The sequence below is a fragment of the Halomonas sp. 113 genome, assembly GCF_904067645.1.
Taxonomy (GTDB): Bacteria; Pseudomonadota; Gammaproteobacteria; order Pseudomonadales; family Halomonadaceae; genus Vreelandella; species Vreelandella titanicae.
The window spans coordinates 1-2,686 of the sequence record NZ_CAJFDU010000010.1; the positions used below are offsets into that span (position 1 = coordinate 1).

Annotated in this window: 4 protein-coding genes; all 4 read right to left on the bottom strand. The window is 59.0% G+C overall.

Going from position 1 to position 2,686, the window contains the following annotated elements; translation table 11 throughout:
• Window positions 1-29: 29 nt before the first annotated feature.
• From YERSI8AC_RS00040 to tnpA, 4 genes are read right to left on the bottom strand one after another with little or no spacing between them, the layout of a single operon-like run.
• Entirely contained in the window at window positions 30-299 is a 270-nt protein-coding gene (locus YERSI8AC_RS00040) for a hypothetical protein (protein WP_022519664.1), read from the bottom strand.
• Window positions 289-1,941 (bottom strand): IS66 family transposase, encoded by a 1,653-nt coding sequence (gene tnpC / locus YERSI8AC_RS00045; RefSeq protein ID WP_022519765.1) that lies wholly within the window; start codon window positions 1,939-1,941, stop codon window positions 289-291. The genes YERSI8AC_RS00040 and tnpC overlap by 11 nt, the downstream gene beginning before the upstream one ends.
• A gap of 28 nt (window positions 1,942-1,969) precedes the next feature.
• Complete coding sequence (gene tnpB, locus YERSI8AC_RS00050; protein WP_016915087.1) at window positions 1,970-2,314, bottom strand: IS66 family insertion sequence element accessory protein TnpB; 345 nt, start codon at window positions 2,312-2,314, stop codon at window positions 1,970-1,972.
• A complete protein-coding gene (tnpA, locus tag YERSI8AC_RS00055) occupies window positions 2,311-2,601 on the bottom strand; it encodes an IS66 family insertion sequence element accessory protein TnpA (RefSeq protein ID WP_022519766.1) in 291 nt (96 codons plus the stop codon). Before tnpA ends, tnpB begins: the two co-directional genes overlap by 4 nt.
• Window positions 2,602-2,686 lie beyond the last annotated feature (85 nt).

Sequence of the window (2,686 nt, forward strand, 5' to 3'; positions counted from 1 at the left end):
GTAAGCGTTCATTCCAAGACGTAGTTGACCTACTTCACGTCCCGGAGAGGTCTCAATAACTCCGGCGAGACCTTGTACTGCTTCCTGCCATCCTCATCCAGCACGATCACGCTCTTGCGGTTGATCTTGGTGACAATCCCCAGCACGGGGCCTTCCCGGCTCTCGAAGGTCACTTTCAGGCCCACCCGCAACTGGCTCAGCGCCTGGAGGTTCTCCCGGTCACGCAGTTCATCAATTCGCCGGCAGATGTATTGATTCAGTTCCAGCAACTGGTCGATGCTCATGTCGTCAATGCGCATGAACGGTGGCCTCCGGCTGTTTGTTCTGTCGGTCAGGATGGCGTGGATCGATCAGCGCCCGTAGCGGATTCTCGGCGAACCGGGTTTTCCAGAGACGAGGCGTCAGGTCGCTGACGTCACTGGCCGGATGCTGGCTGATGCGTTGCAGCACGTCCACCAGGTAAGTGTAGGGGGTAATATTGTGCAGCTTGCAGGTGCTGATCAGACTCTGGATGATGCCCAGGTGTTCCGCCCCCAATTCAGTCCAGCAGAACATCCAGTTTTTCTTGCCCATGGGAATGGGGCGTAGTGCCCGCTCGAGGTGGTTGGTGTCTGGCTGCACGTCTGGGTTTTCCAGGAATACGCTCAGGCTGGCTTCCCGGCTGAGCACGTAGTTCAGAGCTTTGGTCAGTGGATCGCTCGGCACCAGGCCGCCTGACGCCAACTGATCCCGGCACCACTGGAAGAAGCCGCTAACGACCGGTTTCGAGTGTTCCAACCGGTACTGACGTTTCTTCTCGCCAGTCAGCCCGTGGGTTCTGATGGTTTCTTCATTCCGGTACAGCGCTGCGATTCGTTGCAGGGCCTCGGTGACGGTTTCCGGGTGATCCTTCTGCGCCTCGATAAAATAACGGCGGCTATGCACCCAGCACTGGGCGTGGGTGACGTTCTCTTGGGCAGCAGCGTAGCGGGCATAGGCCGCGTAGCCGTCACTGATCAGCGTGCCGTTGAACGATTCGCTGAGGATGGCTTCGATGTGGGCACGCCCACGGCTGTTCGAGTAGGTGAACACCACCTCGTCGGCATCGCCGTATAACGGCCAGAACCAGCCGGATTTCAACTTGCCTTTTTGCGGGCCCGCCCGACCCTGGTGACCGGCCTTGATCGGCGTTTCATCCATGGCCAGCACCCGACTGCGCAGCACGTTGTCGGTCTGGGCATCCACAATGGGCCGAAGCAGGTCGATCACGCGCTTGACCAGATTGGTCAGGGTGCTGCGGCTGATTGTGATACCGGCTTGCTGGATGCGCTGGTGCTGACGGTACAGCGGCAGGTGGAACTGGAACTTGTCCACCAGCAACCCGGCCAGCAGACTGACATCGGCCAGGCTGTTGTCCAGCACGTTGAACGGGGCCGGCGTGGTGATGGGCTTGTCACTCCCCTTGCGCCGGAACACCGGGCGCTCCACCTTCAGCACCACGTAACTGGAGGCCCGCTGGGCCAGCCGGTAGGTGGTCTTACTGCCGATTACTTCGTACTGATCGGCCTCCGGCCCTGTCAGCTCTGGCGGCAGATACTCTATGACTTCCACCGGCACATCAGAGGTAAAGCGCAGACCGGTGTCGTTCAGGCAGCCATCGTCGCGCTGCTTCTTGCCGGTGCCACGCTGATAGGCCTTGATGGGGCGTTCTTCTTCGTCAGCAGGCGGCGCCGGTAGCGGCGCTTCCTCTGGCTGGAACAAGCTGTCCTGCCCGGGAAGATCGAACACCTGCTTCTCGGATTTGGGACCGAACAGCTGCTTTTTGAACCAGTCCAGTTGATGCGTCAGCTGACGAATCGCTTCTGCCTGGGCTCCCAACTGCTCCCGCAACACGGCATTCTCCTCGGCCAGAGCCGAGTAGGAAGGTGCATTGGAAGAAGGAGCGGAAGCGGTTGAATTCATGGCCGATATTATATCGAAAGTCGGCCTTCTATACCCCTCGAAAACGCTTGAACTGGCGATATTTCTGCACCTCGATGCCATCGATCAGCAGTTGCAGATCCGTCAGGGTCAGGGCTCGCTGCCCGGAGGCGGATAACGGCACCCGGAACTGGCCCTGCTCCAGGCGCTTGGCCCACAGGCAATAACCGGTGGCGGTGAAGTACAGCATCTTCATCTGGGTCTTGCGACGATTGACGAAGACGAAATACTGGCCACTGAGCGGGTCGTGCTTCAACTGATTCCGAACCAGGGCGCTCAGGCCCCGGAAGGATTTGCGCATGTCTGTGGGTTCGGTACATAGCCAGATGCGCGCCTGGCTATCGAGCCCGATCATCCGTTCTGGCTCAGCCGTAGCTCGACGCCGTTACCCAGGCTGAGCACAATATTCCAGCCTAAGCCGGATGATGGCGACGTGCCCATCAGTGACGACAAATCGAGAAAGCTGGCTTCTCCAGAGTCTGTCGAATTATCGGTCGGCTGATCGGACAGGCGCTTTCGCCAGTTGCAGAAGCTGGAATAGCCAATGTTCTCTTGTTTACAAAACTGCGAAGCTGACAGACCACTGTCACGATGCTGGTCAACCAGGGCCTGCCACTGTTCCGGGGTGCGGTGCTTTCTCATGGGGGTAACCTCGTGTGGGCAAATGTGAGGTTACTGTAGGGCGAATGTCAGCCGGGCGGCAGGACGTCTTAGAATGAACGCTTAC

Excerpts from the sequence above, each read along its gene's own strand:
- YERSI8AC_RS00040 (WP_022519664.1), bottom strand. The coding sequence starts at position 299 with ATGCGCATTGACGACATGAGCATCGACCAGTTGCTGGAACTGAATCAA.
- tnpC (WP_022519765.1), bottom strand. The coding sequence starts at position 1,941 with ATGAATTCAACCGCTTCCGCTCCTTCTTCCAATGCACCTTCCTACTCG.
- tnpB (WP_016915087.1), bottom strand. The coding sequence starts at position 2,314 with ATGATCGGGCTCGATAGCCAGGCGCGCATCTGGCTATGTACCGAACCC.
- tnpA (WP_022519766.1), bottom strand. The coding sequence starts at position 2,601 with ATGAGAAAGCACCGCACCCCGGAACAGTGGCAGGCCCTGGTTGACCAG.